At 69.0% G+C, this 25,405-nt stretch carries 28 protein-coding genes; 14 read left to right on the top strand and 14 right to left on the bottom strand.

Going from position 1 to position 25,405, the window contains the following annotated elements; translation table 11 throughout:
* Window positions 1-4 precede the first annotated feature (4 nt).
* Window positions 5-1,309 (top strand): AmpG family muropeptide MFS transporter, encoded by a 1,305-nt coding sequence (locus O7R11_RS04945; RefSeq protein ID WP_337996383.1) that lies wholly within the window; start codon window positions 5-7, stop codon window positions 1,307-1,309.
* Window positions 1,306-1,842 (top strand): inorganic diphosphatase, encoded by a 537-nt coding sequence (ppa, locus tag O7R11_RS04940; protein WP_337996382.1) that lies wholly within the window; start codon window positions 1,306-1,308, stop codon window positions 1,840-1,842. Before O7R11_RS04945 ends, ppa begins: the two co-directional genes overlap by 4 nt.
* Window positions 1,843-2,035: 193 nt before the next feature.
* Here the strand turns inward: ppa and hslU are convergent, their stop codons facing one another.
* From hslU to O7R11_RS04925, 3 genes are all read right to left on the bottom strand, one after another.
* On the bottom strand, window positions 2,036-3,349 hold the full coding sequence (hslU, locus tag O7R11_RS04935) for an ATP-dependent protease ATPase subunit HslU (RefSeq protein WP_337996381.1): 1,314 nt from the start codon (window positions 3,347-3,349) through the stop codon (window positions 2,036-2,038).
* Entirely contained in the window at window positions 3,346-3,885 is a 540-nt protein-coding gene (hslV, locus tag O7R11_RS04930; protein WP_337996380.1) for an ATP-dependent protease subunit HslV, read from the bottom strand. Before hslV ends, hslU begins: the two co-directional genes overlap by 4 nt.
* 80 nt (window positions 3,886-3,965) lie before the next feature.
* Window positions 3,966-4,439 (bottom strand): helix-turn-helix domain-containing protein, encoded by a 474-nt coding sequence (locus O7R11_RS04925; protein ID WP_337996379.1) that lies wholly within the window; start codon window positions 4,437-4,439, stop codon window positions 3,966-3,968.
* 242 nt (window positions 4,440-4,681) lie between these two features.
* On the opposite strand from O7R11_RS04925, the gene hisB reads away from it, so the two are divergent.
* The 8 genes from hisB (at window position 4,682) to O7R11_RS04885 (ending at window position 10,681) form a co-directional block, all read left to right on the top strand.
* Entirely contained in the window at window positions 4,682-5,305 is a 624-nt protein-coding gene (gene hisB / locus O7R11_RS04920; RefSeq protein WP_337996378.1) for an imidazoleglycerol-phosphate dehydratase HisB, read from the top strand.
* Window positions 5,302-5,961 carry an imidazole glycerol phosphate synthase subunit HisH gene (gene hisH / locus O7R11_RS04915; RefSeq protein WP_337996377.1) on the top strand — a complete coding sequence of 220 codons (660 nt, stop codon included), beginning with the start codon at window positions 5,302-5,304 and terminating at the stop codon, window positions 5,959-5,961. The genes hisB and hisH overlap by 4 nt, the downstream gene beginning before the upstream one ends.
* Entirely contained in the window at window positions 5,958-6,695 is a 738-nt protein-coding gene (gene hisA, locus O7R11_RS04910) for a 1-(5-phosphoribosyl)-5-[(5-phosphoribosylamino)methylideneamino]imidazole-4-carboxamide isomerase (protein WP_337996376.1), read from the top strand. The genes hisH and hisA overlap by 4 nt, the downstream gene beginning before the upstream one ends.
* A gap of 2 nt (window positions 6,696-6,697) precedes the next feature.
* Window positions 6,698-7,468, top strand: coding sequence for an imidazole glycerol phosphate synthase subunit HisF (gene hisF, locus O7R11_RS04905; RefSeq protein ID WP_337996375.1), 771 nt, complete (start codon window positions 6,698-6,700; stop codon window positions 7,466-7,468).
* Window positions 7,469-7,531: 63 nt separating this feature from the next.
* The gene (locus O7R11_RS04900) at window positions 7,532-9,130 is read left to right on the top strand and encodes a GGDEF domain-containing protein (RefSeq protein ID WP_337996374.1); all 1,599 of its coding nucleotides are present in this window, start codon (window positions 7,532-7,534) and stop codon (window positions 9,128-9,130) included.
* On the top strand, window positions 9,127-9,447 hold the full coding sequence (locus O7R11_RS04895) for a phosphoribosyl-ATP diphosphatase (RefSeq protein ID WP_337996373.1): 321 nt from the start codon (window positions 9,127-9,129) through the stop codon (window positions 9,445-9,447). The genes O7R11_RS04900 and O7R11_RS04895 overlap by 4 nt, the downstream gene beginning before the upstream one ends.
* A 43-nt stretch (window positions 9,448-9,490) precedes the next feature.
* The gene (locus O7R11_RS04890; protein WP_337996372.1) at window positions 9,491-9,856 is read left to right on the top strand and encodes a histidine triad nucleotide-binding protein; all 366 of its coding nucleotides are present in this window, start codon (window positions 9,491-9,493) and stop codon (window positions 9,854-9,856) included.
* Window positions 9,857-10,327: 471 nt separating this feature from the next.
* Window positions 10,328-10,681, top strand: a complete 354-nt coding sequence (locus O7R11_RS04885) for a nuclear transport factor 2 family protein (protein ID WP_337996371.1) — start codon at window positions 10,328-10,330, stop codon at window positions 10,679-10,681.
* A gap of 177 nt (window positions 10,682-10,858) precedes the next feature.
* Here O7R11_RS04885 and O7R11_RS04880 read toward each other — a convergent pair whose 3' ends face one another.
* From O7R11_RS04880 to gshB, 3 genes are all read right to left on the bottom strand, one after another.
* Window positions 10,859-11,464, bottom strand: coding sequence for a LysE family translocator (locus O7R11_RS04880; RefSeq protein ID WP_337996370.1), 606 nt, complete (start codon window positions 11,462-11,464; stop codon window positions 10,859-10,861).
* The gene (locus O7R11_RS04875; protein ID WP_337996369.1) at window positions 11,461-12,984 is read right to left on the bottom strand and encodes a YifB family Mg chelatase-like AAA ATPase; all 1,524 of its coding nucleotides are present in this window, start codon (window positions 12,982-12,984) and stop codon (window positions 11,461-11,463) included. Before O7R11_RS04875 ends, O7R11_RS04880 begins: the two co-directional genes overlap by 4 nt.
* Before the next feature lie 197 nt (window positions 12,985-13,181).
* On the bottom strand, window positions 13,182-14,132 hold the full coding sequence (gene gshB / locus O7R11_RS04870) for a glutathione synthase (RefSeq protein ID WP_337996368.1): 951 nt from the start codon (window positions 14,130-14,132) through the stop codon (window positions 13,182-13,184).
* A gap of 325 nt (window positions 14,133-14,457) precedes the next feature.
* Between gshB and O7R11_RS04865 the strand changes: the two genes are divergently transcribed.
* Window positions 14,458-15,840 (top strand): sensor domain-containing diguanylate cyclase, encoded by a 1,383-nt coding sequence (locus O7R11_RS04865; RefSeq protein WP_337996367.1) that lies wholly within the window; start codon window positions 14,458-14,460, stop codon window positions 15,838-15,840.
* Here O7R11_RS04865 and O7R11_RS04860 read toward each other — a convergent pair.
* Genes O7R11_RS04860 through rsmI form a run of 3 tightly spaced genes read right to left on the bottom strand, consistent with a single transcriptional unit; the run spans window position 15,827 to window position 17,698 of the window.
* Entirely contained in the window at window positions 15,827-16,417 is a 591-nt protein-coding gene (locus tag O7R11_RS04860) for a BON domain-containing protein (RefSeq protein WP_337996366.1), read from the bottom strand. The genes O7R11_RS04865 and O7R11_RS04860 overlap by 14 nt on opposite strands.
* Before the next feature lie 13 nt (window positions 16,418-16,430).
* Window positions 16,431-16,817 carry a YraN family protein gene (locus O7R11_RS04855; protein WP_337996365.1) on the bottom strand — a complete coding sequence of 129 codons (387 nt, stop codon included), beginning with the start codon at window positions 16,815-16,817 and terminating at the stop codon, window positions 16,431-16,433.
* On the bottom strand, window positions 16,814-17,698 hold the full coding sequence (gene rsmI, locus O7R11_RS04850; protein ID WP_337996364.1) for a 16S rRNA (cytidine(1402)-2'-O)-methyltransferase: 885 nt from the start codon (window positions 17,696-17,698) through the stop codon (window positions 16,814-16,816). The genes O7R11_RS04855 and rsmI overlap by 4 nt, the downstream gene beginning before the upstream one ends.
* Before the next feature lie 32 nt (window positions 17,699-17,730).
* On the opposite strand from rsmI, the gene O7R11_RS04845 reads away from it, so the two are divergent.
* Entirely contained in the window at window positions 17,731-19,131 is a 1,401-nt protein-coding gene (locus tag O7R11_RS04845; protein ID WP_337996363.1) for a penicillin-binding protein activator, read from the top strand.
* 266 nt (window positions 19,132-19,397) lie between these two features.
* Here O7R11_RS04845 and hemW read toward each other — a convergent pair whose 3' ends face one another.
* The 3 genes from hemW to rph all read right to left on the bottom strand — a co-directional run bounded on the left by hemW (window position 19,398) and on the right by rph (window position 22,094).
* Entirely contained in the window at window positions 19,398-20,579 is a 1,182-nt protein-coding gene (gene hemW, locus O7R11_RS04840; RefSeq protein WP_337996362.1) for a radical SAM family heme chaperone HemW, read from the bottom strand.
* 189 nt (window positions 20,580-20,768) lie between these two features.
* Complete coding sequence (gene rdgB / locus O7R11_RS04835) at window positions 20,769-21,371, bottom strand: RdgB/HAM1 family non-canonical purine NTP pyrophosphatase (protein WP_337996361.1); 603 nt, start codon at window positions 21,369-21,371, stop codon at window positions 20,769-20,771.
* 3 nt (window positions 21,372-21,374) lie between these two features.
* Entirely contained in the window at window positions 21,375-22,094 is a 720-nt protein-coding gene (gene rph / locus O7R11_RS04830) for a ribonuclease PH (RefSeq protein ID WP_337996360.1), read from the bottom strand.
* A 156-nt stretch (window positions 22,095-22,250) separates the two neighbouring features.
* Between rph and hrcA the strand changes: the two genes are divergently transcribed.
* On the top strand, window positions 22,251-23,303 hold the full coding sequence (gene hrcA, locus O7R11_RS04825) for a heat-inducible transcriptional repressor HrcA (protein ID WP_337996359.1): 1,053 nt from the start codon (window positions 22,251-22,253) through the stop codon (window positions 23,301-23,303).
* Window positions 23,304-23,347: 44 nt separating this feature from the next.
* Complete coding sequence (gene grpE, locus O7R11_RS04820) at window positions 23,348-23,959, top strand: nucleotide exchange factor GrpE (RefSeq protein ID WP_337996358.1); 612 nt, start codon at window positions 23,348-23,350, stop codon at window positions 23,957-23,959.
* Between the two features lie 157 nt (window positions 23,960-24,116).
* On the opposite strand, the gene dnaQ is transcribed toward grpE, so the two are convergent.
* Together dnaQ and coaE are read right to left on the bottom strand one after the other, a co-directional pair.
* Window positions 24,117-24,806: a DNA polymerase III subunit epsilon gene (gene dnaQ, locus O7R11_RS04815; protein WP_337996357.1), complete on the bottom strand. Its 690-nt coding sequence runs from the start codon at window positions 24,804-24,806 to the stop codon at window positions 24,117-24,119.
* A complete protein-coding gene (gene coaE, locus O7R11_RS04810; RefSeq protein WP_337996356.1) occupies window positions 24,799-25,401 on the bottom strand; it encodes a dephospho-CoA kinase in 603 nt (200 codons plus the stop codon). Before coaE ends, dnaQ begins: the two co-directional genes overlap by 8 nt.
* Between the last annotated feature and the right edge of the window lie 4 nt (window positions 25,402-25,405).

Below are 25,405 nucleotides of genomic sequence, written 5' to 3'. Positions count from 1 at the left end.
GGCGATGCCCCGGTTCGCCGCCGCGCTCGCCGTCTATCGGGATGCCCGGCTGCTGCCGGTGCTCATCCTCGGCGTGGCGAGCGGCCTGCCCTCGCCGCTCCTGTTCGCCAACCTGTCGATCTGGCTGGCGGATACGGGGCTCAGCCGCACCGCGGTGGCCGCCTTCGGCGCGGTGGCGACGCCGTACGCGATCAACTTCCTGTGGGCGCCGCTGTTCGACCGCATGCGGCCGCCGCTGTTCGCCTCCCTGGGGCAGCGGCGCGGCTGGCTCGCCTGTCTGCTCTGCGGCCTGATCGCCGCGGTGCTGCTGCTCGGCCGCCAAGACCCGCGCGGCGGCCTCGCCGCCATGGCCGCCTGCGCAGTGGCCGTCGCCGCGCTCTCCGCCTCCCTCGACGTGGTGGTGGACGCCTACCGCATCGAAACCCTCGATCCGCCGCACATGGGCGCGGGCTCCGCCGCCACCGTGGCGGGCTGGCACATCGGCGGAACGGTGGTCGGCGGCGCGGGCGGCCTCGTCCTCGCCGCCCGCTTCGGCTGGCCCGCCGCCTATGCCGCGCTCGCCTGCGCGCTCGCCCTGCCGCTTTTCGCCGTGTTTTTCATCCGCGAGCCCGCCGCGCCGCAAACCGCCGCGGAGGACCGGGAGCCGGGCTTCGCCGCCGCGCTCGCCCGCGCCGTCATCGACCCGCTGAAAAGCCTCGCCAAACGGCCGCTGTGGGCGGAAATCCTCGCCTTCATCGTGCTCTTCAAATTCGGCGACGCGATGCTCGGGCGGATGAGCGGGGTGTTCTTCCGAGAGATGGGTTTCGACTACGTAACGATCGCCGAAGTGAGCAAGCTTTACGGCATCGGCGCGGCCTTCGCCGGCGGGCTGGTCGCGGGCGGCGCGTTACGCGTGCTCGGCGCCGGGCGCGGTCTCTTCCTCGCCGGGATCGTGATGAGCGCCACCAACCTCTTGTTCTCCGCCCTCGCCGCCGCCCCGGACCGCGCCCACTTCATCCTCGCCGTGGCGGGCGACGGATTCACCTCCGGCTTCGCCACCGTCGCCTTCGTCGCCTTCCTCTCCCGCCTCTGCGAGGCCGGATACGCCGCCACCCAATACGCGCTGCTCGCCTCCATCGCCAACTTCGCGCGCATCCAGCTCGCCGGAAGCAGCGGCTGGATCGTCGATCGCCTGAACGGCGACTGGAGCACCTTTTTCGCCCTTACCGCGGCGATGGCCCTTCCCGGATTGGCCCTGCTCGCCCATGTTCTCAGCAAAACCCGGATGGGAGACGCCGCGTTCTCCCCCACACACAGGACCCACCGATGAATATCGACAAGATCCCGCTCGGCAAGAACCCGCCCCACGACGTCAACGTCCTCGTCGAGGTCTCCCTGCTCGCCGACCCGGTGAAATACGAACTCGACAAGGAATCCGGCGCCATGATGGTGGACCGCTTCCTCCATACCGCCATGCACTACCCCTGCAATTACGGCTTCGTCCCCCATACCCTCTCCGAGGATGGCGACCCCGTGGACGTCATGCTGCTCGGCCGCCTGCCGGTCATCCCCGGCGCCGTGGTGCGCGCCCGCCCGGTCGGCGTGCTGCGCATGGAAGACGAAAAGGGCATGGACGAGAAGCTCCTCTGCGTCCCCCACGAATCGCTGAAATCCTTCTATTCCAACGTCCAGGAAGTCACCGACGTGGCGGAACTCGACCGCCTGCGCCTCGAACACTTCTTCGCCCACTACAAGGACCTGGAAAACGGCAAATGGGTGAAAATCCTCGGCTGGGGAACCTGCGCCGAAGCCAAACAGGTCCTCACCGAAGCCATCGCCCGCGCCGCCGCGGCGAAGAAGTAAGAACCAAAACGTTGCGAGGGGACTCGGTCCCCTCGCGCACCCCCTAACTTTTTTCGCCGCATAGCGGCCATCGGCCGTCACCCCGCGTGACGGCTCTCTCGCGCTACGCGCAAAAACCAAAAGTTGCGGGGTCTGGGGACCGCGTCCCCAGCGGGGTCCAGGGGCAGCGCCCCTGGCCTGGTTTTTCCCCGCCTCAGAGGATGAACTTCGACAGGTCCGAGGATTTGGCGAGGGTGCCGACGCGGTCCTGGACCATTTCGGCGGTGATCTCGACGGTTTCGCCCGCGCGGTCTGCGGCGGTGAAGCTGATTTCCTCCAGCAGACGTTCCAGGACCGTATGGAGCCTTCGTGCACCGATGTTTTCGACCGTCTGGTTGATTTCCTCGGCGAGGTCGGCGATGGCGTCGATCGCCTCTTCGGCGAAGGCGAGGGTGACGTTTTCGGTGCCGAGGAGGGCGGTATACTGGGTGATCAGGCTGGCTTCCGGCTCGGTGAGGATGCGTTTGAGGTCTTCGCGGGAAAGCGCCTTGAGTTCCACGCGGTTGGGCAGTCTGCCCTGGAGTTCCGGCAGCAGGTCCGACGGTTTGGCGAGGTGGAAGGCGCCCGAGGCGATGAACAGGATGTGGTCGGTTTTGACCATGCCGTGTTTGGTGGCGACGGTGGTGCCTTCGATCAGGGGCAGGAGGTCGCGCTGCACGCCCTCGCGGGAGACGTCTGCCCCGCCCTTCATCTCCGCCCGCGCGCAGATCTTGTCGATTTCGTCGAGGAAGACGATGCCGTCGTTCTCGGTGACGCGGATCGCCTCGCGGACCACCTGTTCCTCGTCGAGGAGGCGGTCGCTTTCGTCGGCGATGAGGAATTCGTAGCTTTCGGAGACCGTGGTCTTGCGCTTTTTCGTCGCGCCGCCGAACGCCTTGCCGAAGATGTCGTTGAGGTTGAGCACGCCCATCTGCGCGCCCGGCATGTTGGGCAGGTCGAAGGTGGGGAGCGCCGCGCCCGCCGTATCCTTGACCTCGATTTCGATGGTGCGCGAGTCGAGTTCGCCCTGGCGCAGCATGACGCGGAACTTCTGGCGGGTTTCCGGATTGGCGGACGCGCCGACCAGGGCGTCGAGGACGCGTTCCTCCGCCGCGCCTTCGGCCTTGGCGCGGACATCCTGGCGCAGGCGGGTGCGGGTGGTCTGGATGGCGGATTCCAGGAGATCGCGGACGATGCTTTCCACATCGCGGCCGACGTAGCCGACCTCGGTGAACTTGGTGGCTTCCACCTTGATGAACGGGGCCTGGGCGAGCCTGGCGAGGCGGCGCGCGATCTCGGTCTTGCCGACGCCGGTGGGGCCGATCATCAGGATGTTCTTCGGCAGGATTTCCTCGCGCAGGCCCTCGGGCAGCTGCTGGCGGCGCCAACGGTTGCGCAGCGCCACGGCGACGGCGCGCTTGGCTTCCGTCTGGCCGACGATGTGCCGATCCAGTTCCGAAACGATTTCGCGGGGGCTGAACACGTTCATAGGCTTTCGATCACGATGTTGCGGTTGGTGTAGATGCAGATGTCCGCGGCGATTTCCACGGCGCGCCGCGCGATCGCCTCGGCGTCCATGTCGGGCCGGTCGATCATGGCGCGGGCGGCGGCGAGCGCGTAGGGCCCGCCGGAGCCGATGCCGATGAGGGCGTCGTCGGGTTCCAGCACGTCGCCGGTGCCGGAAAGGATGAGCGAGGTTTCGGCGTCCGCCACCGCCATCATCGCCTCGAGGCGGCGCAGGTAGCGGTCGGTGCGCCAGTCCTTGGCGAGTTCGACGCAGGCGCGGGTGAGCTGGCCGGGGAAGCGTTCCAGCTTCGCCTCCAGGCGTTCGAACAGGGTGAAGGCATCGGCCGTCGCGCCGGCGAACCCGGCGAGGACGCGGCCGTCGCCGAGGCGGCGGACCTTGCGCGCGGTGGATTTGACCACGGTATTGCCAAGGGTCACCTGGCCGTCGGCGGCGATGACGACACGACCGGCCTTGCGGATCGAAACCACGGTGGTTCCGTGCCAGGATTGCGGTTCCAAAGGAGGATACTCCCTGTCGTGAGGGGACAGGGATGCAATGTAAGGCCGGTGGCGCCGAAACGCCACCGTCGCGGTTGGGCTCAGGCGTCCGCCTGGGCCATCGCCTTGATCAGGGCGAAGACCTGGGCGCGCGCCCGTTCGTTGCGGATTTTCCAGTAGTTGCGCACCAGCTCCAGGGTTTCGGTGCGCGACAGCGGGTCGTCGGAGAAGCTTTCGTCCTCGGCAAGAACGGACGGCGCGCCCGCGCCGTCGAAGGTGTCCGGCAGCACGCCGTAGCGTTCCTCCGCCACCTGGGCGTTGACGTCCTGGAAGAAGAAGCTGATCGGCACCGAGAGCACGTGCCCGATGTCGTAAAGGCGGCTGGCGGAGACGCGGTTGAAGCCGCGTTCATACTTTTGGATTTGCTGGAATGTCACACCGACGGAGGCGGCAAGCTGTTCCTGGGTCATGCCCACCAGATTGCGGCGCAGACGGATTCTTTGCCCGACGTGGACGTCGATCGGGTCCGGACCGTTTTCCGTCACGACATTCTTGGGTAAGCGACGTTCGATCATGGGACTGGAATCTCTCAAGGGGGGTATCAGGGAGATGTTTTATTGACTGCATGCATACGTGCGTTTTTTTGCCGCTGTCAATGGGCATCGCGGCAAAGGCGGCGAATCCCGCACGTTATTTCCGCACACCGCACAAGCTTCGGCGGAGCAAGGATTTGCCTCTCCTCCCGCATTCCTGTAATACACCCAGGGAATGCATGCGGGGCGCGGGAGGAGCCGCGCCGCCAGCGGAGGAAACGGGTATGAGAACCGCAACGGTCGAACGGGTGACGCGGGAAACCGCGATCTCGGTGACGGTGAACCTGGACGGCGCCGGAGTCTACGACGTCGCAACCGGCGTCGGCTTCCTCGACCACATGCTGGAGCAGCTTTCCCGCCACAGCCTGATCGACCTCACGGTCAAGGCCAAGGGCGACCTGCACATCGACGCGCACCACCTCACCGAGGACAGCGGGCTGGCCATCGGCACCGCGATCGCCCAGGCGCTTTCCGACCGCGCCGGCATCCGCCGTTACGGCGACGCCCTGATCCCGATGGACGAAACGCTGGCGCGCTGCGCCATCGACCTCTCCAACCGGCCATACCTGATCTGGCGGGTGGCGCTGCCGCAGGCGCGGCTGGGAACCATGGAAACCGAGCTGTTCAAGGAGTGGTTCCAGGCCTTCGCGCAGACCGCCGGGGCGACCCTGCACATGGAGTCGCTCTACGGCGGCAACACCCACCACATCGTCGAGGCGTGCTTCAAGGCGCTGGCGCGCGCGCTGCGCGCCGCGGTGGAGATCGACCCGCGCGCCGCCACCGCGGTGCCCTCCACCAAGGGCGTGCTCAGCGGCGCGCTGCGCGTGGAGGCGCGGGACCGGCCATGACGCGGACCGTCGCGATCGTCGATTACGGCTCGGGCAACCTGCGCTCGGCGGCCAAGGCGTTCGAACGCGCGGCCGCCGAGGCGGAATTGTCCTTCTCCGTCGTCGTCACCGACGATGCGGCGGCGATCCGCGCGGCGGAGCGCATCGTGCTGCCCGGCGTGGGCGCGTTCGGCGACTGCCGCGCCGGGCTGATGGCGCGCCGCGGCCTGGCCGAGGCGCTGGCCGAGGCGGTGCTGGCCGAAAAGAAACCGTTCTTCGGCATCTGCGTCGGCATGCAGCTGCTCGCCGCCGAGGGCCACGAGCACGGCACCCACCCGGGCCTCGGGTGGATTCCGGGCGAGGTGTCGCGCCTGGCGGAAGGCCCGGGCCTGAAGATTCCGCACATGGGGTGGAACGGCCTGGCGCTCACCGCCGCCGGGGCGGCGCATCCGGTGTTCCGCGGCCTGCCCGCGGCGGCGCAGGTCTATTTCGTCCACAGCTATGCGCTCGCCCCGGCCGATGCGGCGGACGTTCTGGCGACCACCGATTACGGCGGGCCGGTCACCGCGGCGGTGGGGCGCGGCAACATCGTCGGAACCCAATTCCACCCGGAAAAGAGCCAGGCGGTCGGCCTGGCGGTGATCCGCAACTTCCTTTCCTGGACGCCCGCACCATGATTCTCTTCCCCGCCATCGACCTCAAGGACGGCGCCTGCGTGCGTCTTTACAAAGGCGAAATGAACCAGGCGACGGTGTTCAACGCCTCGCCCGCCGACCAGGCGATACGCTTCATCGTCACCGGCTGCACCTGGCTGCACGTAGTGGACCTGAACGGCGCGTTCGCCGGCAAGCCGGTGAACGCCGCGGCGGTGGAGGCGATTCTGGAAATCGCCGCGGACAACGACGTGAAGGTGCAGCTCGGCGGCGGCATCCGCGACGAGGCGACCATCGAGGCCTGGCTTTCGCGCGGCGTGGAGCGGGTGATTCTCGGCACCGTTGCGGTGCGCGACCCGGATTTCGCCGCCGCCGCCTGCACGCGCCACCCCGGCCGCATCGCCGTGGGCATCGACGCGCGCGACGGCTTCGTCGCGGTGGAGGGCTGGGCCGAAACCTCGCAGGTCACCGCGGAGGACCTCGCCTGCCGCTTCGCCGACGCGGGCGTGGCGGCGATCGTCCACACCGACATTTCGCGCGACGGCGCGATGGGCGGCGCCAACGTCGCCGCCTCGGCCAGGCTTGCGGCGGCCTGCGGCCTGCCGGTGATCGTCTCCGGCGGGGTGGCGGGAATGGACGACATCCGCGCCGTGGCGGCGGCGCGCAAGAGCGGCCTGATCGGCGCGATCGCCGGGCGCGCGCTCTACGACGGCAAGCTCGACCTGCGGGAGGCGATCGCCATCCTGGGGGCGGCCTGACCATGCTCAGCATGCGCATCATCCCCTGCCTCGACGTCAAGGACGGACGGGTCGTCAAGGGGGTCAACTTCGTCGATCTGATCGACGCGGGCGACCCGGTGGAGCAGGCCCGCGTCTACGACGCGGCGGGGGCGGACGAACTCTGCTTCCTCGACATCACCGCCAGCTCCGACAACCGCGACACCCTCTACGACGTGGTGCGCCGCACCGCCGAGCAGTGCTTCATGCCGCTCACCGTCGGCGGCGGGGTGCGCGCGGTGGAGGACATCCGCAAGCTGCTGCTGGCCGGGGCCGACAAGGTTTCGATCAACACCGCGGCGGTGCACCATCCGGAGTTCGTGCGCGAGGCGGCGGAAAAGTTCGGCAACCAATGCATCGTCGTCGCCATCGACGCGAAGCGGACGGCCCCCGGAAAATTCGAGATTTTCACCCACGGCGGGCGCAAGCCCACCGGCATCGACGCGGTGGAATGGGCGCGCCGAATGACCACATATGGAGCAGGTGAGATTCTGTTGACCTCGATGGACCGCGACGGCACGCGGCAGGGCTTCGACATCGCGCTGACGCGCGCGGTTTCCGACGCCGTTTCCGTCCCGGTGATCGCCTCCGGCGGGGTCGGCAACCTGGACCACCTGGTGGAAGGAATCCGCGACGGCGGGGCGACGGCGGTTTTGGCCGCCTCGATCTTCCACTTCGGGCACTATTCCATTCCGGAGGCGAAAGCGTATCTCGCCGCCGCCGGAATTCCGGTGCGTTCGGTGCCGACGGCCTGAGCCCCGCGACCGGGGACCGGCCGCGCCCGTGTTTTCCCGTCACCCGAGCCGAGGACCGCTTTCGTGATCGCAGGCGAACGCTCCCCTCCCTCCTGGTTTCCCCTGTTCGCGAAGCTGTTCGCCGGGCTCGCGCTCATGGTGATGGTCGCCTGCATCGGTTTTTTCGAGATCCGCCGCCTGGGCCGCCTGGCGCAGATGGAAACCGCCGAATCCCTGGTGGTGACGGCGCAAACCACGGCGATGATCGACGCCCTGCACCGCATCCGCGCCGACCTGCTGATTCTCAGCCGCCAGAGCGAACTGGCCGCCGCCACGCCCGGGTCTCCTGCGCTCGCCGCCCTGGCGCGGGAATATGCCGAGTTCGCGCACGCCGTCGGCCTCTACGACGCCATCCGCCTGCTCGACCTCTCCGGCAGGGAACTGATCGCGGTTTCCGACATCGACGGCGAGATCAGCTTCCACATGCGCGCTGCGCCCGGCCCCCTCTCGCCGCAGGTGCGCGCCGCGGTGCTGCGCATGGCGCCGGGGGGCATGCTGATGCTCGCCCACGACCGCCACGACGGCGCCTCGCCCCGCCCGCTCTGGCGTTTCGCCACCACCGCCGCCGCCACCGGAGGAAAACCGACCCACATCGTCGAGGTCGCCTACCGCGCCGACGTGCTTCTCGACCAGATGGAGCAGATCGGCGCGCACACCACCACCACCCTGATCGTCGCCGACCGCGAAAGCCTGTGGCTGGCGCACCCCCTGGCCTCCGCCCTGACCTGGGGCTTCGACCACGTGGATTTCGCCAAGGCGAGCCTGCCGCAGCGCTACCCCGTCGCCTGGGGCCGCATCCAAAGCGAGGAGAGCGGCGTCATCCGGGTCAAGGACGGGGTTTTCGTCTTCCGCACCGCGCACCCGGCGATCAAGGGCTTCTGGGGGCTGCGCGGCGACGGCGAACCCGCGCCGGAGGCCTCGGAATGGAAGATCATCTCCTTCCTCTCGCCGGAGGCCCTGGCGGAGATGCAAAACGACATCTTGCAGACCCTCCTGCCCTTCGCCTTCGCCTCGATCCTGGCGCTCGGCCTGGGAGCATGGATCTTCGCGGTGCTGTGGGCCGAGCGCCGCCACCGCCACATCCGCCTGTTGCACCGCGCCTCCGTCGATCCGCTCACCGGGGCGCTCAACCGCAGCGCCTTCGACGAGTGCCTCGCCGTCGCCGCGGCGCGCTACGAGGCGGCCGGCGAGGGCTATGCCCTGATCTTCGCCGACCTGGACGAGTTCAAGGAGATCAACGACATCTACGGCCACGAGGCGGGCGACGATTGCCTGCGGGAAACGGTTTTGCGCATCCGCGCCTGCATCCGCGACAGCGATGCGGTGGGCCGCCTCGGCGGCGACGAGTTCGTCGTCCTCCTCGCCCCGTGCAGAACCCGCACCGCGGCGGAGGCGGTGCGCGCCAAGATCGCCGACCGCATGGAAGCCGCCGCGGCAGGGGATACGGTGGGGCCGATCCGCGCCAGCCTCGGCCTCGCCGTCTGCCCCGACGACGGCGAGAGCGTCGAATTGCTTTTGCGCATCGCCGACCAGGCCATGTATGGTGCGAAGCGGGAGCATCGGACTCCGCCCGGAGACCGCGCTCCGCCGAATCGCCCCAAAGGAAAGCCCCGCGTAAGATGACCGACCACCCGCTCGACGCCCTCGCCGCCACCATCGCCGCCCGCAAGACCGCCGATCCCGCCTCCTCCTATACCGCAAAGCTGTTCGCCAAGGGGCGCAACAAGATCGCGCAGAAAGTGGGCGAGGAGGCCGCCGAGCTGGTGATCGCCGCCTGCGCCGAGCCGGAGAAGATCGTGCCGGAAAGCGCCGACCTGCTCTATCACATGCTGGTGCTGTGGGCCGACGCCGGAATCTCCCCCGACGCGGTGTGGGCGGAACTTGCGGCGCGCACCGGAACCTCCGGCCTCGCGGAGAAGGCGAAGCGGCCGAAAGACTGACGCAGCAAGCCGTTGCACCGTTCCGTTAACCAAGGAGACGAGAGTGGCTTACGATCCGAACAACGTGTTCGCGAAAATCCTGCGCGGCGAGATCCCCTGCAAGAAGGTGCTGGAAACCGAGCACGCGCTCGCCTTCCACGACATCAACCCCTTGGCTCCGCTGCATGTTCTGGTGATTCCCAAGGGCGCCTACGTGTCGATGGCGGACTTCTCCGCCAACGCCCCGGCGGAGGAAATCGCCGGATTCGTCCGTGCCGTCGGCGAGACCGCGCGCATGCTCGGCGCAGAGGCAGAGGGCTACCGGGTTTTAAGCAACGTCGGGTTGAACGGCGGCCAGGAAGTGCCCCACCTTCACGTGCACGTGTTCGCCGGGCGGCCGCTCGGCCCGATGCTTGCCGGTCGCGTATAATCTTTTGAAATAAAAGCGATAATCTGCCTTTTACGGACGCCGGGGCCGAGGGAATCCCTGGCTGCGTCGGCGTTTTCGGAGGGTTCCGGAGCAGAACAACTTCAATCGTGGTTGTTCGCGTTTTAGGACGTTCCAGACAACCAATGAATTCCGCGGAGTCGCAAGCCTGTAACACGCCTCCGCGCCGCCGAATCGCCGCCGCCGCGACTCGGCAACCCCTCCTCCGTCACCCCATCCCACGCCCGCCGGAAACGCCGCGCCGATGCCGCGAATCGCCCGCCGGTTCCCGCAGCGGCGCGCGGCGCGGAAGATTCGGCGGCGAATCGGTCGCACGCGCCGCACCCCCCAGGCTTTTTCCGCATCGCCCCCCTTGCGCGCAAGCCCCAGGCTTTCCGCCATCGTTTCGTGCCCAGGGGTGGGCTTTCGCGCTATCATGCCCCTCGCCAAAGCCGCGAAAAAAGGAATTCCGCGATGACTCCGAAGGACTTGGTGCGCGCCTGGGTGGCCGCCTTCAACCGCGGCGACGCCGACGCGCTGGCCGCGCTCTACCACGAGGACGCGATCAACCACCAGGTGGCGCAAGAGCCGGTGGCAGGCCGCGACGCGATCCGCAAAATGTTCGCCCGCGCGTTCGCCGCCGCCGAAATGGTCTGTCTCGTCGAGGCCCTCTATGCCGACGGCGAGGTCGCCATCCTCGAATGGCGCGACCCCCTCGGCCTGCAAGGCTGCGGCTTCTTCCACGTCAGGGACGGCAAAATCGCCTTCCAGCGCGGCTATTGGGACAAACTCACCTTCCTCCGCCAACACGGCCTGCCGGTCGGGTGAAAAATCAAAGCGTTGCGAGGGGACTCGGTCCCCTCGCGCACCCCATGACTTTTGGTTTTTCGCGCGTAGCGCCATAAGCCCGTGCGGTTGCCACGGGAGGTGCCGCCTGCCGTTACGCGGCGAAAAACCAGTTATCGGGGGTGTGGGGGGACCGAGTCCCCCCACGAAGTTTTTTCTTTACTCGCCGAACGCCAACCGCAGCCCCAGGGCGGCGAACGCCGCGGCGAAGCCGCGTTTCAGCCAGGAGAGCACGGCGGGCGACTCCAGGACCTTCTGCCGCGCCGCGGCGGCGCACAGGCCATAGACCACGAACACGGCGAAGGTCATCGCCATGAACACCGCGCCGAGCAGCAGCATCTGGCGCGCCGGGTCCGTGGCGGGATCGACGAACTGCGGCAGGAAGGCGAAGAAGAACAGGGTGAGTTTGGGGTTGAGCAGATTGAGCGCGATGCCGCGCAGCGCCGGGTGGCCGCGCCGCGCCGCCGGGGCGGCGAGGGAGACCGGCTCCGCCGCGTCGCGCCACAGGCTCCAGGCGAGGAAGCCGAGGTAGACCGCGCCGAGGAGGCGCATCGCCTGGAAGGCCATGGCCCCGGCGTGCAGCACCGCGGCGAGGCCCAGAAGGCAGGCCGCAAGGTGCGGCACGATGCCGAGGGTGCAGCCGAAGGCGGCGACCACCGCGGCGCGCCGCCCGTGCAGCAGGCCGCAGGAGACGGTGTAGATCACCCCGGTGCCGGGCATCAGCACCACCACCAGCGCGGTGAGCAGGAAGGGCAGGGTGATCATTTGCGGTTTCCTCCGTGCGGCGGGCGGCGGCGGTAGGTGAGCGCCTCGGCGAGGTGCGGGCGCTCCACCGCCTCCGCCCCGGCGAGGTCGGCGATGGTGCGCGCCACCTTGATGACGCGGTGGTAGCCCCGCGCCGTCAGATTGAACCGTGACGCCGCCTCGGCGAGGAAGCCGCGGTCGGCGGCGCAAAGCGGCGCCAGTTCCTCCAGCGCCCGGCCTTCGAGTCCGGCATTGAGCGAAAGCCCGGGCCGCCCGGCGAAGCGCGCCGCCTGGCGGGCGCGCGCCGCCGCCACCCGCGCCGCGACGAGAGCGGTGGATTCGCCGGGGCGCAGGCTTTCCAATTCCCACGGATCGACCCGGCCCACCGCCACGTGCAGGTCGATACGGTCGAGAAAGGGTCCCGACAGGCTGTTCTGGTATTCCTCGGCGCAGAGCGGCGCGCGGCGGCAGGCCTGCGCCGGATCGTCGAGATGGCCGCAGCGGCACGGGTTCATCGCGCCGATCAGCTGCACCCGCGCCGGATAGGTGACGTGGCGGTTGGCCCGCGCCACCGAAACCGTGCCGCTCTCCAGCGGCTGGCGCAGGCTCTCCAGCACCGCGCGGGGGAACTCCGGCAGCTCGTCGAGGAACAGCACCCCGAGATGCGCCAGCGAAACCTCCCCCGGCCGCGCGCGCAGGCCGCCGCCCACCATCGCCGCGGTGGAACACGAATGGTGCGGCGCGCGGAACGGCCGCTGCCACACCAGGCCGCCCTCCGGCAGGTCGCCCGCGATGGAGTGCACCATGCTGACGTCCAGCGCCTCGCGCGGCGACAGCGGCGGCAGAAGCCCCGGCAGGCGGCGCGCCAGCATCGACTTGCCGGAACCGGGCGGCCCCACCATCAGCATGTTGTGCCCCCCGGCGGCGGCGATCTCCAAGGCACGCTTCGCCGTCTCCTGCCCCTTCACGTCGGCGAGGTCTGGCCCCGGGGCGGCCTCCGCCGGGGCGCCCGGCGCGGCGGGCGGCACCACGGTCTCTCCTTTGAGGAAGCCCACCGCCTGCATCAGGTCGGAAAAGGCATAGGTGTCGCCGCCGCCCGCCCAGGCCGCCTCCGCCCCCTGCGCCGCCGGGCAGATCAGCCCGCGCTCGTGCGCATGGGCGGAAATCGCCGCGGGCAACACCCCGGCCACCGCGCTGATCCGCCCGTCGAGGGACAGCTCGCCCATCACCGTGTAATTGAGAATCTCTTCCGCCGGGACGAGGTTCATCGCCGAGAGAATGCCGAGAGCGATCGGCAGGTCGAAGTGGCTGCCCTCCTTCGCCAGATCCGCCGGCGCGAGGTTGACCGTGATCCGCTTCGGCGGCAGGCCGAGGCCGATCGCCACCAGCGCCGCGCGCACCCGCTCGCGGCTCTCCGCCACCGCCTTGTCGGGCAGACCCACGACCGAGAAGGTGGGCAGACCGCTTGCGATCTGCACCTGAACCTCGACCGGGCAAACCTCGACCCCCGCAAACGCCACGGTGTGCACCAACGCCACCACCGCAAACCCTCCCCCGAAACCACCGTGCCGGTTTCAACAGATCACCCAATGCGCGCAACGGTCAAGAGAACAAAAAACCAGACCAGGGGCGCTGTCCCCGGACCCCTTTGTTTTTCGCCGCGTGAAGGTCTATAGCGCTACGCGCAGAACCTAAAAGTCATGGGGGGAGCGGGGGGACCGAGTCCCCCCGCAAAGTTTTACCGCGTCGCGGCGAATTTCGCCTCGATGGCGTCCCAGATGCGGGCGGCGAGGCTGGTTCCGTCGAAGCGGCCGATTTCCTGGATGCCGGTGGGGGAGGTGACGTTGATTTCGGTGAGGCAGTCGCCGATGACGTCGAGTCCGGCGAAGAGCAGGCCCATGTTTTTGAGCACCGGGCCGACGCGGCGGCAGATATCGCGTTCGCGGTCGGTGAGGCGGGCGGCCTCGGCGCGGCCGCCGACGTGCATGTTGGAGCGGGCGTCGCCTTCGTTCGGCACGCGGTTGAGCGCGCCCGCGGCCTCGCCGTCGATCAGGATGATGCGTTTGTCGCCCGCCCGCACCGCGGGCAGGTAGGCCTGGACCATCAACGGTTCGGGTCCGGAACGAAAGAACATCTCCAGCAGCGAGCCGAGGTTTTCGTCCTCCGGGCGAAGGTGGAAGACGCCTGCGCCGCCGTTGCCGAAGAGCGGTTTGACGATGATGTCGCGGTGGCGCGCCCGGAAGTCGCGGATGGCGGCGGGGTCGGCGCTGACCAGGGTGGGCGGCATGAGGTCGGGGAAGTGGGTGGCGAGGAGTTTCTCCGGCGCGTTGCGCACGCCTGCCGGGTCGTTGACCACCAGGGTCTTGGGATGGATATGGCCGAGGATGTGGGTGGTGGTGATGTAGGTGAGGTCGAAGGGCGGGTCCTGGCGCAGCAGCACCACGTCGAAGGTGGAGAGGTCGAGGGTTTCCGCCGCGCCGAAGCGGGCGTGGTCCCCCGCCACGCGCTGCACGGCGACCGCATGGCCGGTGGCGGAGACGCGCCCGCCCTCCAGGCGCAGGGCGCTGGGCAGGTAGTGGAACAGGCTGTGGCCGCGGGCTTGCGCCTCTTCGGCGAGGGCGAAGGTGGAGTCGGCGTCGATGTTCACCCCTTCCATGGGGTCCATTTGCAGGGCGACCGAAAGGGTCATGGTCGGTTTCTCCTTCGCGTGAACTCTCAAACGAAATAGGAGATTTCCTCTCCCGCATCCAGCCGCAAGGCCTTGCGGCGCGGTTTTCGCGCCATTCGGCGCGGTTTTTTCCGCCTTATGAACCAGAGCGGAATTTTATAGTCATTCCAATGGAAGGTTGCCGCAAGCGGCTATTCATACATAAAATTTTTCGAATTTACTGGAAATATGAAAGATACGATCCTAATGTCTGCGCCTCCGGGACGGACGATCCCTTTGGCGGCCCTGCCCAAAAGCAAAATAAGACAACCAAGTCTATCTGCGGGAAAGAGGAGTCAAGTAGATCGTGTATGGAGCCGCCGATCTCCATGGCTTCGATGGATTGTTGCTGCAGGTGCTCGATGACGAGGGGTGCATTCTGGACGTGAATCCGGAATGGAATTCCCTTCTCGAGTATGCCGCGGAGGACTGCGTCGGGCTCCCCTTCCGCGATTTTCTCGAACCCGGCCTTCGCGCCGAGGCCGATGTCTTTTTCCGCGCCCTCGGCCGGCCCGGCGCTTCGCCGTTCCTGCCCGTCGCCCTGCGGGGCAAGTCCGGGCGCTCCGTCGGCGGCATCCTGATGGCGCAGCCGCGCCCACGGGAAGCGGGCGGCGGCTATGCCTGCGAGATCTGGACCACCGACGGTTTCGCCCGCGCGGTCTCCCACGCGCGCACCCGGGCGGAGCGCGACCGCGCCACCGACACGGTGACGCGCGCCTTTTCGGCGGTGACCGAGCTTCTCGCCAAGTCCAATCACGTGCCGGAATTCCTGCGCGACCTGACGCTGTTGATGGAGGCGATCTCCGGCGCGGTGCGCGTCGTCATCGAACCGCAGCCGCCCGAGCCGCCGGCCCCCTGGCTCGCCGCCCTGGCGGCGGAGATGCGCCGCGGCGGCCGCGGGCGGGAAACCGGGGCCGCGGCGATCCGGGCCGGGCGCCTGGCCGAGATCGCGCCCGAGCTCGCCGCCGCGCACCCCGGGCTTTCCGTGCTTCTCCTCTGCTTCGCCGACGAGACCATGCCCGCGGGCCGCCGCCATGCCGTCATGGTGCTGCCCGACGACGCGGCGCTCGCCGAGGCCTGGGAGAAGCAGTCGATTCCCTATGCCTGCGCCGTGGCCAACGCGCTTTCCTGCCTGACTCTGTGGGAACGCCAATCCGAGATGCTGCGCAAGGCGCACACCCTTTCGGTCACCGACCCGCTGACCCAGGTGTTCAACCGCTACAAGCTGGAGGAGGTTCTCGCCTCCGAGGAGCGCCGCGCCCGGCGCTACGGCACCGGCTTCTCGGTGATCATGGCGGACATCGACCGCTTCAAGGCGGTCAACGACACCTTCGGCCACCCCATCGGCGACCGGGTGCTGGAGATCGTCGCCGCCGAGATGCGCGCCTCGACGCGCACCACCGACGTGGTCGGGCGCTGGGGCGGCGAGGAGTTTCTCATCGTCTGCGTGCACACCCGGCCGGAGGCCGCCGTCATTCTCGCCGACATGCTGCGCCGCCGCATCGCGGCGATCGCCTTCCCCGAGGCCGGGCGCGTCACCGTGAGCTTCGGGGTTTCCGCCCATGCGCCGGGGGACTCCGCGGCCGCGGTGGTCTCCCGCGCCGACGCCGCGCTCTATGCGGCAAAGCGCGGCGGGCGCAACCGCGTCTGCGTGGAAGCGGCGCCCTCCGCCGAGACTACGGCGTCTTGACCCGGACATACTCGACCACCTGCCGCACCCCGGAGAGCGCCCGCGCGTGCGCCAGCACCCGCTGCTTCTCCCCCGCATCCTGGGCGATGCCGATGAGGTAGAGCACGTGGTTGGAGGCGTCGATGTCGTAGTTGAGCGAGGTGATGCTCTTGTCGAGCAGGATGCCCTTGCGCATCGACGCGACGATTCCCGCGTCCTCGGTGTAGTCGGCGAGCCCGCTCCCCGGATCGACGCGGACGTGGTCGTAGACCTCGTTCACGCCGGAAACGCCGCGGGCGAGCGAAACCGCATCCGCATGCAGCCCCTCGTCGGCCACGGTGCCGGTGAGCACCACCCGGCCCTCGTGGATCAGCAGGCCGACCCCGGCAAAGCCGAAGGCGTCGCGCTTCACCCACGCGGCGTTGACCTCGGCGCGGATGCGCACGTCCGAGGCGGTGCCGGAGACGCCGCGCTCGTCCACCGCCGCCGTGCCCACGGTCGCGCCGACGCCCACCAGCGCGCCGAACGGCGAGCAGGCGGAAAGCCCGAGAACCGCGGCAAGCGCCGCGCACGCGGCGAAGGGTAGGGATCGTTTCATCACCGGACTCCGTTCAGAGAAAGTCGCCGCGCCAGGCATCGGGCAGGTGCAGTGGCCACCGCCCCGGCGCAACGACGACGACGTCGAAGCGGATATCACACATCGCATGCCTCGGTTGATTTTTGGTGAACCAGGCCGCGGCGCGCAAGAGGCGGCGCTGCTGTTGCGGCGAAACCGCGAACAATCCCTCTTCCGCGGAGGGGCGCGCCTTGATCTCGACGAAGGCGAGGGTGCGGCCGCGCCGCGCCACGATGTCGATCTCGCCCGCGCCGCTGCCGCGCGGCGGCGCGACGCGGCGGCCGAGAATGCGGTAGCCCTTCGCCCGCAGCAGCCACGCGGCCAGGGTTTCCGCCCATTTGCCGCGCGCATACCCGGCGCGCCCCGCCGCCGCGCGGTTCACGGCGCATCCCGGCGGGCGAGCGCGCGGGCGTAGACCGTCTTTTTCGGCAGGCCGGAGGCGGCGGCCACCGCGGCCGCGGCATCCTTCACCGAGTGGGTGGCGAGAGCTTCGTCGAGCGCGGCGTCCACCGCCGCCTCGCTCCATGCCGCCGCCTCGCCGGGCGGGCCGATCACCAGAACGATCTCCCCCTTCGGCGTGTCGGCCTCGGCATAGCGCCGCGCCAGCTCTTCCAGCGTGCCGGTCACCGCCTCCTCGAACATCTTGGTCAGTTCGCGGCACACCGCAGCCTGCCGCCCCGGCAGAACCGCCGCCGCATCGGCGAGCAGCGCGGCGAGCCGCCGCGGCGACTCATAGATCACCAGGCTGGCGCGCAGGCCCGCCACCTCCGCCAGTTCGGCGCGTCGCGCCGCGCTCTTCGGCGGCAGAAACCCGAGGAAGAAGAAACGGTCGGTGGGCAGGCCGCACACCGCCAGCGCCGCCAGCGCCGCCGACGCGCCGGGCAGCGCAGTGACCGGCAGCCCCGCGGCGCGGCAGTCGCGCGCCAGCTTGAAGCCGGGGTCGGAGATCAGCGGCGTGCCCGCGTCGGAGACCAGCACCACCGACTCCCCGGCAGCGATCCACGCCAAAATTTTCGGCCGCATGGACTCCGCGTTGTGATCGTGATAGGCGATGAGCGGTCGCGACAACCCGTACATCCCCAACAGCTTGCGGGTCACCCGCGTGTCCTCGCAGAGCAGCCGGTCGGCGCGGGCGAGCGCCTCGAGCGCGCGCAGGGTGACATCGCCGCGGTTTCCGATCGGCGTCGCGGTGATGTAGAGTGCGGGAGCGAGCGGCTCGGCGGATCGTTCGGTGGGATGATCGGGCGAAATCGCGCGCGTCATGGCGAAGGTTTCCAATGCGGACGGAACGGCAGATGAACGGTATCCACGGCAACGGTTATAACACGACGGCGCGGCCCCCTGTCGCGGGGAAAGCGCGCCGCCTCGGCCTGCTCGCCCTCGCCGCCGCGCTGCTGGCGCTCGCCGCCTGCGACAAGGGGCAGACGCCGCTTTACCTTTCCGGGCGTCCGGGCGGCCCGCCGCCTGCCGCCGCCGCACCCGCCGCGCCCGCCGCGCCCGCCGCGCCGCAGGAGGCCGCACTGCCGCCCGCCGCCGCGCCCGAGGCCGCACTGCCCGCCCCGGTGCGGGAAACCCGCGTCGGCGTGCTGCTGCCGCTGACCGGCGAGGCCGCCGCCGCCGGGCAGTCGCTCCGCGACGCCGCGCTGCTTGCGCAATTCGAGGTGGCCAACCCCGGCCTGATCCTGCAGTTCTACGATACCCGCGGCACCGCCGAGGGCGCGCGCGACGCCGCCCTGGCGGCCAAGGACCAGGGCGCGGAGCTGTTCATCGGGCCGCTCTTCTCGCAGTCCGTCTCCGCCGTCACCGCGGTGGCGCAGTCCGCCGGAATCCCGGTGCTGTCGTTCTCCTCCGACGCCACGGCCACCTCCGCCAACGTCTTCGTCTCCGGCTTCCTCATCCGCCCGCAGGTGGAACGCGTCGTCTCCTTCGCCGCGGAGCAGGGGGCGCGCCGCTTCGCCGTGCTCGCGCCCGCCACCCCCTATGGCCATGCCGCCGCCGCCGCCGCCCAGGACGCGGTGGCCCGCGCCGGTGGCGTGATGGTGCGCACCGCGGTGTTCGACCCGGCCAAGGTCAACTTCTCCCCGGTGATCAAGGAACTCTCCTCCTACGCCCGGCGCAAGGCCGCGCTGGAGGCGGAAAAAGCCAAACTCGCCCTCGCCGCGGAAACCGACCCGGCCTCCGCCGAGGCGCTGAAACGCCTGGAGAAACTCGATACCCTGGGCGACGTGGACTTCGACGCGCTGCTGCTGCCGATCGGCGGAACCTCCCTGCGCCAGGCGATCTCGCTGCTCAAGTTCTACGACGTCGATCCCGGCCAGGTGAAATTCCTCGGCACCCTGCTGTGGCAGGACGAAACCCTGGGCAGCGAACCCGCCCTCGTCGGCGCATGGTTCCCCGCCGCCTCGCGCGTCGGCTACGAACGCTTCGTCGATCGCCATACCGAAACCTACGGCCGCCCGCCGACGCAGCTCGGCTCCCTCGCCTACGATATGGTGGCGCTCGCCGCCGCCCTGTCGCGGCAGAGCGCCACGCCGTGGCGCTACCTCACCGCCCCCGGCGGCTTCATCGGCGTCAACGGGGCCTTCCGCCTCGACTCCAACGGCCAGGCCGACCGCATGCTCGCGGTGCGCGAAGTCACCCGTACCGGCAGCCGCGTCGTCTCCCCCGCGCCGACCCGCTTCGCGCAGGGGAACTGAGGGATAAAACCAGGCCGGGCTCTGCCCGGACCCGCAAGGGGACTCGGTCCCCTTGACCTCATAACCTAAGTTTTGCGCGAAGCGCCATAAGCCCGTGCGATGGCAACGGGAGATGTTGTCTGCCGCTTCGCGGCGAAAAACCAAAAGTTATGGGGAGCGCGAGGGGTCCAAGACCCCTCGCAAAGTTCTAGTTTTTTCAGCCCTTACCGGCCAGAAAAGCGGCGATCGCGGTTTCGGGGAGGCGGCGGCGAAGGGGGTAGGCTCGGTCATCGGGGCGTCCTTTCTCCGTCGAGCAGGCGGGCGGTGAGGGTGTTGAGCAGCATCACGCCCTGTTCGGTGGCGCGCACGCCGTCCTCGCCGCTTTCGATCAGGCCGAGGCCCACCGCCTCGGCGAGCGCGTCGGGGTTCATCAATTCGCGCGGGTCGGCCATGCCGTCGGCGGCGAAGCGCAGACGAAAGGGCTCGGCGCGCGCGCCCTCGGTGAGACGCAGCGCCATCATCAGGTGCTCGCGGGCACGTTCCTCGGCGGAAAGCGGCTCGAGGCGCGGCGGCGGCGGGCCCTTGACCCAGGCCGCCGGATCCGGCGCGTGGCGGGTGGCGAAGCGGCCTTCCTCCAGCGTCAGGCGGCCATGCGCCGCCGGGCCGACGCCGCCGTAGTCCGCGCCGCGCCAGATCGCCAGGTTGTGGCGGCATTCCGCGCCGGGGCGGGCGAAGTTGGAGACCTCGTAGGCCGGGCGTCCGGCCTCCGCCATGATTTGCCGCGTGTCCTCGAAAATCTCCGCCTCGGTGTCCTCGTCGAGCATGGTCACGCGGCCCGCCGCCACATCGCGCGAAAGCGGCGTGCCGTCCTCCACGGTGAGCTGGTAGATCGACACGTGCTCGCCCGCGAACTCCAATGCTTCCGCCAGTTCCGCCCGCCACGCGGCGGGGGTCAGCCCCGGCCGCGCGGTGATCAGGTCGAAGGACAGACGGTCGAAGATGTGGTGCGCCCAGTCCAGGACCCGCTTCGTTTCATCGACGGAATGAATCCGCCCAAGCCGCGCCAGATCTTCGGGATCGAAGCTCTGCGCCCCCACCGACAGGCGGTTCACCCCCGCGTCGCGCAATGCCCGCAGGCCCGCCTTGTCCACCGTGCCGGGGTTGGCCTCCAGGGTCACTTCCAAATCCGCCCGCGGCTCCCACGCGCGCAGCGCCGCCTCCACCACCCGGCCGATCACCGCAGGCTCGGCCAGGGAAGGCGTGCCCCCACCGAAGAAAACCGACCCCAACTCCCGGCTGCCGGTGCGCCCGCGCAACGCCGCAATGTCCGCCTCGTACGCCGCGCCCCACGCCGCCGCATCCCACGCCCGCTTCGGCACGAAGCTGGCAAAATCGCAGTAGCCGCACTTCGCCCGGCAGTAGGGCCAGTGCACGTAGAGATGAAACGCGGTCTCGGGCGATTGGGTCATGCGTCAGTCCGTGAAAACAAGGCCGGGCTCCGCCCGGACCCGCAAGGGGACTCGGTCCCCTTGACCCCATAACTTGGTTTTTGCGCGTAGCGCCATAAACCTGTGCGGCTGCAACGGGAGGTATTGCCTGCCGCTTCGCGGCAAAAAACATATGGGGGGCGCGGGGGGACCGAGTCCCCCCGCACCGTTTTATTTTTCCCCGAAGCACGCATCCAGCAGCTTCCGGAACGCCCGGGCGCGGTGGGACATGGCGTGTTTTTCCGCCGGTTCCATTTCCGCGAAGGTGCGGGAATCGCCCACCGGCACGAAGATCGGGTCGTAGCCGAAGCCTTTTTCGCCGCGCGGCGGGAAGGTGAGCTGGCCGTCCACCCGGCCTTCGAGGATTTCGCAGTGGCCGTCGGGCCAGGCGAGCGCGAGGGCGCAGACGAAATGGGCCTCGCGGTCGGCGGAATCGCCCAGCGCGATGCGGATGCGTTCCATGGCGTAGCTGAAGTCGCGGTTCGGCCCGGCCCAGCGCGCCGAGTGGATGCCCGGCGCGTTTTCCAGGCTGGTGACGCAGAGGCCGGAATCGTCGGCGAGCGCGGGCAGGCCCGCGCCCTCCGCCGCGGCGCGCGCCTTGAGCGCCGCGTTCTCGGCGAAGGTTTCGCCGGTTTCCTCCGGCTCCGGCAGGCCGAGGTCTCCCGCGGAGACCACCGCGATGCCGCGGCCTTCCAGGAGTTCGGCGATTTCCTTGACCTTGCCCGCGTTGTGGCTGGCGATCACCAGTTTGCTGCCGGAAAACTGCCTGGCCATGCCTCAGCCTCCGGTCCCGAGGACCTGTTTCTGCATGCGGATGAGGTCGGTGGTTCCCTTGCGCGCGAGGTCGAGCAGCTGCATGAACTGCGCCTGGGAGAAGGGGTCGGCCTCCGCCGTGCCCTGGATTTCGACGATGCCGCCCGAGCCGGTGAGCACGAAGTTGGCGTCCGCCTGGGCGTTGGAATCCTCGTCGTAGTCGAGGTCGAGCACCGGCTGGCCCTTGTAGAGGCCGCAGGAGACCGCGGCCACGTAATCCTTGAGCGGGATGGTGGGCAGCATGCCCATGCCGCGCAGCTTCTGCAACGCCAGGAAGAGGGCGACATAGGCGCCGGTGATCGAGGCGGTGCGGGTGCCGCCGTCGGCCTGGATGACGTCGCAATCCACCTTGATCGACAGCTCGCCCATCGCCTTGAGGTCCGCCACGGCGCGCAAGGAGCGGCCGATCAGGCGTTGGATCTCGTGGGTGCGCCCGGACTGGCCGCGCCGCGCTTCGCGGTCGGTGCGCTCGTGCGTGGAGCGCGGCAGCATGCCGTATTCGGCGGTGATCCAGCCGCGGCCGGTGTTGCGCATCCACGAGGGAACGCGGTCTTCGACGCTGGCGGTGCAGAGCACATGGGTATCGCCGAACTTGGCGAGACAGGAGCCCTCCGCGTGCTTGTTGACGTTGGGTTCGAGGACGACGGTGCGCAGGTCGTCGAAAGCGCGGCCGGAGGGGCGCATGAGCGGTTCCTTTGTTCCGGTGAAATTCGTGTTCCTTGGGATGTACCCATCCCGGCGGCAAAACACAAGGACGGCGAGTCCCCTTCCGCGCTTCCCCTTTGCCGCGCTTTGCACTAAGTGAAGGGTGTACGAATTTTTCCACGCGCCCGAGAGCCGATGCCCTACGCGAATTCGCCCGTCCAGCAGCTGAACGACCGCTCCCGCGAGGTGTTCCGCCTGATCGTCGATTCCTATGTGGAAACCGGCGAGCCGGTGGGCTCGCGCACGCTGTCGGCGCGGCTTTCGCAGCCGCTTTCTTCCGCCACCATCCGCGCGGTGATGGCGGACCTGGAGGCGATGGGCCTGATCTATGCGCCGCACACCTCCGCCGGGCGTCTGCCCACCGAGGCGGGGCTGCGCTTCTTCGTCTCCGGGCTGATGGAGACCGGCCACCTCGACCCCGACGACCGCGCCCTCATCGAGGCGCGCTGCCGCCAGAGCAGCAAGGACCTCCCCGCCGCGCTGGAAAGCACCACCACCCTGCTTTCCGGGCTTTCCCGCTGCGCCGGGCTGGTGTTTGCGCCGAAGGCGGAAGCGCCGTTGAAGCACGTGGAGTTCGTCGCCCTCTCCGACGAGCGGGCGCTGGTGGTCACCGTCAGCAGCGACGGCCTGGTGGAAAACCGCATCATCTCGGTGCCGCGCGGCCTGCCGCCCTCGGTGCTGGTGGAGGCGACCAACTACCTCAACGCCCACATCGTCGGCCGCACCATGGCCGAGGCGCGCGCCCGCATCTTCGCCGAGCTGGAAGGCCACAGGAGCGAGATCGACGTCCTCACCAAAAAGGTGGTGGAGGACGGGCTCGCCGTCTGGGGCGGTGAGGCGGGCGGCGGCGCGCTGATCGTGCGCGGCCAGGCCAACCTGTTGCAGAACGTCCACGCGCTGGACGAGCTGGAGCGCATCCGCGCCCTGTTCGAAGCGCTGGAAGCCAAGGAACGCATGCTCTCGCTGCTGGATATTGCGAATCAGGCCGAGGGCGTCCAAATTTTCATCGGCTCCGACAATCCGTTGTTCGAGGTGTCCGGTTCGTCGCTCATCGTCGCGCCGTTCCGCTCCGCCTCGGAAAAGATCGTCGGCGCGATCGGGGTGGTGGGGCCGACCCGCCTCAACTATGGCCGTATCATCCCGCTGGTCGATTTCACCGCCAAGGTCCTGACGCGCCTGATCGGCTAGGGACCCCCCCGGCGCAAACCACCCAAGGAAGAACCGTTACCGCGATGACCGAGAACCCTGAGAACATCATCCCGCCGGAAACCCCGCAGGCCGAGGCTCCGGCCCCGGAACCGGCGCCGGAACCCACGCCCGAGGACAGAATCGCCGCACTGGAGGCCGAGGCCGCAAAGCTCAAGGACGCCTACATCCGCGCCCACGCGGATATGGAGAACCTGCGCAAACGCTCCGCGGCGGAAATCGAGACCAAGCTGAAATACGCCCTGCAGGGCCTCGCCACGGACATCCTGCCGGTCGCCGACAACCTGCAACGCGCGCTTTCCGCCGTGCCGCAGGACGGCCTTGCCGACGAAACCGTAAAGAACCTGGTGATCGGCCTGGAAATGACCGAGAAGGGCCTCCAGGAGGCGCTGGGGCGCTACAACATCCGCGCCGTCCCCGGCGTCGGCGCACCCTTCGACCCGCACGTCCACCAGGCGGTGCACGAAATCGAGGACGCCTCCGTGCCCTCCGGAACCGTCGTCCAGGTGTTCCAGCCCGGCTACGTGCTGCACGACCGGCTGCTGCGCGCCGCCATGGTCGTGGTCTCCAAAGGCGGCCCGAAGGGCGACGGCATGCCCCCCGGCGGCCCCGGCCAAACCGTGGACACCCAGGCGTAAAAACCAAAGCTTCGCGGGGGACCTTGGGCCCCCCGCACCCCCCCTAAGTTTTCGCCGCGTGACGGCTCTATGGCGCTGCGCGCAAAAAGTTGGGGGGGGGTCAAGGGGCCTTCCGGCCCCTTGCGGGTCCAGGGCGGAGCCCCGGCCTGGTTTTTCGCTACGCGTCCCGGCGCCAGATCGGGTTTTTCAAGGTATCGAGGAAGGTCTCGAAGGCCTGCGTCTCTTCCGGCGTGGGGCTGTGGGGTCTGGGTTCGCGGAAGGGACGGTCGAGGGAGACCCGGGCCGGGCCGGTTTCGGATTTTTCCGCGCCCGCGCCGAGGAAGGCGAGGCCGGGTTCGCGGCCGCCGCAGAGTTCCAGATAGACCTCGGCGAGGAGGCGGGTATCGAGCAGCGCGCCGTGGAGGGTGCGGTGGGTATTGTCGATGCCGAAGCGCTGGCACAGCGCATCGAGGTTGACGCGCGCGCCGGGAAATTTTCCCTGGGCGATGCGCAGGGTATCGATGGCGCGTTCATAGGGCAGGGGTTTCAGCCCGGCGCGTCTGAGTTCCATGTTGAGGAACTTGATGTCGAACGCGGCGTTGTGGATGACCAGCGGCGCGTCGCCGATGAATTTCAGGAACTCGTCGGCGATTTCGTCGAACAGCGGCTTGTCGGAGAGGAATTCGGCGGTCAGGCCGTGGATGCGCCGCGCCTCTTCCGGCATGTCGCGCAGAGGGTTGACGTAGGCATGGTAGACGTTCTCGGTCGCCTGGTGGTTGATCATTTCGACGCAGGCGATTTCGACGATGCGGTCGCCGGTTTCCGGGTCGAGGCCGGTGGTTTCCGTATCGAGGGCGACTTCACGCATCGGGCTTTCCCTGTTTCTTCAGGCCGCGGAGCACGGCGTTCCAGGCGGGGCGGCGGCCGAGCCCGGTGGGGATGACGAGGTCGGCGCGGCGGCGTTTTTCCGCATCCGGAATCTGGCGGGCGCGCACCGCGGCGAGGCGGTCGCCGGTCATGCCGGGACGGCGCAGCACCCGCTGGGTCTGCAACAGGCGCGGCGCGGAGACCACCCACACCGCATCGCAGCGGCCCTGTCCCCGGGTTTCGAAGAGGAGCGGGATGTCGAGGACGACGATGCGGCGTTTTTCGCGGTATTGCCGTTGCATGAAGCGCCTTTCCTCATGCTTGACTAGAGGATGAAGAATTGCCTCCAGCGCCTTCAGTTCCTTCACATCCTTGAAAACGCGGGGTCCCAGCAGGCGGCGGTCCACCGCGCCGGTTCGGTCGATCACGCCGGGGAAGCGCGCGGCGATGGCGGCGACCGCGCGGCCCCTCGGCGCGGTGAGGCGGTGCACCGCGGCGTCGGCGTCGTACACCGGAACGCCGAGGCGGCGCAGCATCGCCGCCGTCGTGCTTTTGCCCATGGCGATGGAGCCGGTGAGTCCGATCACCCGCATCATCCGG

The sequence above is a fragment of the Oleispirillum naphthae genome, from assembly GCA_027864655.1.
GTDB classification, from domain to species: Bacteria; Pseudomonadota; Alphaproteobacteria; order Rhodospirillales; family Rhodospirillaceae; genus Oleispirillum; species Oleispirillum naphthae.
This window is presented reverse-complemented; position numbering and strand designations above follow the sequence as displayed.